This is a genomic window from Burkholderia sp. Ac-20345 (assembly GCF_017104825.1).
GTDB classification, from domain to species: Bacteria; Pseudomonadota; Gammaproteobacteria; order Burkholderiales; family Burkholderiaceae; genus Burkholderia; species Burkholderia lata_B.
In genome coordinates this window covers 1-1,948 of the sequence record NZ_JAAGPO010000461.1, presented here as the reverse complement: position 1 = coordinate 1,948, position 1,948 = coordinate 1, and the positions used below count along the sequence as shown (strand labels likewise).

Annotated in this window: 2 protein-coding genes; both read right to left on the bottom strand. The window is 68.7% G+C overall.

The features are described 5' to 3' along the window. Window positions 1–735: type 4b pilus protein PilO2 (pilO2, locus tag G3O06_RS47940; RefSeq protein ID WP_205820352.1), on the bottom strand; the 735-nt coding region annotated here is incomplete at its 3' end. 11 nt (window positions 736–746) lie between these two features. Next, window positions 747–1,948, bottom strand: a 1,202-nt coding sequence (locus G3O06_RS47935; protein WP_205820351.1) for a PilN family type IVB pilus formation outer membrane protein, incomplete at its 5' end; no start/stop codon positions are given.

The following is a 1,948-nucleotide window of genomic DNA, read 5'->3' as shown; positions in this document are numbered from 1 at the left end:
GGGGCCGCTCTTCGCCTGCCGCGCAGCGAGCTCCGCGCGCACGCGTTCGAGCGCCGCCTCGCGTTGCTCGTCCTCGACCTTCGCGCGATGATGCCAATAGGCGAACGCGCCGCCACCCGCGATGCACACGACCGCCGCGGCGACCAGCGCGGCGCGCGGCGACAAGCGCCGCTCGATGGGCCGCAACGCCCACCAGCGCTCGGTACGCGGCCTGCCGCCACGGCGCGGCAGCAGATCGTCGAGCCGCTTCGGCTGAAAATTCTGGAAGCCCTGCTTCTCGAGTTCCAGCTCGCCGATCACGACGTTCCAGCCGCCCCACGCGTAATCGGTATGAAGCCGTTCCAACGCTTCTTCGCGCGTGCCGACCCAGTCGCCGTTCGGCATGAACGCGTGGTCGCGCACCGCGAAGTACGCCCAGCGCCCGTCGGGCAGCGCGAACGCGCCGAGCCAGTTCGGCGCGGGCTGCCGGCGTCCGTTGTAGAACGCGCCTTCGAGCGCGATCGCGCGCGACACCATCGCGCCGAGCGACAGATGCCCGGGCGCGAAGCCGTCGCGCGTGTTCGCATAGCCCGCCGCCGCGCCGCCGCGATCGATCCGCAACACCATCAGGTCGAACTTCAGCTTCTTCGCGAGCTCGACTGCTTCGGCGCGCAGTTCGTTGCGCCTCGACAGCGACTGCCAGAACAAGCCGCCGACGAAGCGCTGGCGGCCGATTTGAATCACCTGCGCGCTCATTGCCGGCTCCGTCAGGCGCCGCCGCGCTGCGTGACGGGCGTGATCAGGATCACGATTACCTCACGCGAGCGTTGCGCCTCGTAGCCGCCGCCGAGCGCGATCATCTTCGGCGTGCCGATGCCGCGCTCGTCGAGCGAATCGTTCGTGCCTTCGTAGCCGCTGATGACGAGCGTCTCGCCCGACTTCATCGCGACCCGCTGCAGGAAATTGCGCATGTCGACGTCGGGCGTCTGGATCCGCGTCGCGCCGCTGCCCGTGCTGCTCGACACCTCCTTCAGCTGGAGCAGCGACGAAATGTTCGTCGAGAACTGCAGCATCACGGTGCCATCGTCGAGCACGTGCGGCAGCAGCGTCATGTTGAAGCCCGTCGTTACGACGCCCGGCGTGAGCGCGGTCGACGAGCCGACGTTCGCGGTGTTCGTCGTCGACACCGACGCGAGATAGCCCGTCTGCGTCGCGACCTGCACGGGCACCGGCTGGTTGTTGAGCGTCGTGACCGCCGCCGACGTCTTGCGCCGCACCGTCCCCTGCTGCGACAACGCGCGAATCAGCAGCTTGGTGCCGTTGAAGCGGCTCGTCGGGCTGAGCACCGTCGCGGACAAGTCGCCGGGCGTCACCGCGGCCGGCGTGAACGGGTTGGAGATCCCGAATTGCGCCGACACCGTCTTGTAGACGAGGCTCCAGTCGATCCCGTATGCGTCGCCCGCCTTCAGCGACACGCTGAGCACCGTCACGTTGAGCATCACCTGCCGCGACAGCGAGCGGTTCTGCTGCGTCATGAACGCGGCGACGCGCTCGATCACGTCGGGCGTGTCGGTCACCGAGATCGAGCCGGTCGCGGGCGATGCGACCGAGCTACCGTAGCGCGACAGCATCGACAGGATCGCGCTCTGCAGCCCGTTGAACACGGACAGCTGCGAATTCACCGCGGTGTTCGCCGTATTGTTCGCGGTGAGGCCCGTCGTGCCGGAGCCCGAGCCGCTCGCGCCGCCGCCCGAGCCGCCGGACTGCGAGCCGCCCGACGTGCCATCGCTCGTCGCGCCGCTCACCACCGACGCGTTCAGCGACGAGTCGCCGGGAATCGCGTTGACCTGGAACGTGCGGGTATCGGTGAAGAAGAAGCGGATCGTCCCCTGCTCGTATTTCCAGAAGACGCCGAAGCGCGCGCATGCCGCGTCGAGCAGGCCGCGCAGCGTGCCGCCCGTGTACAGGA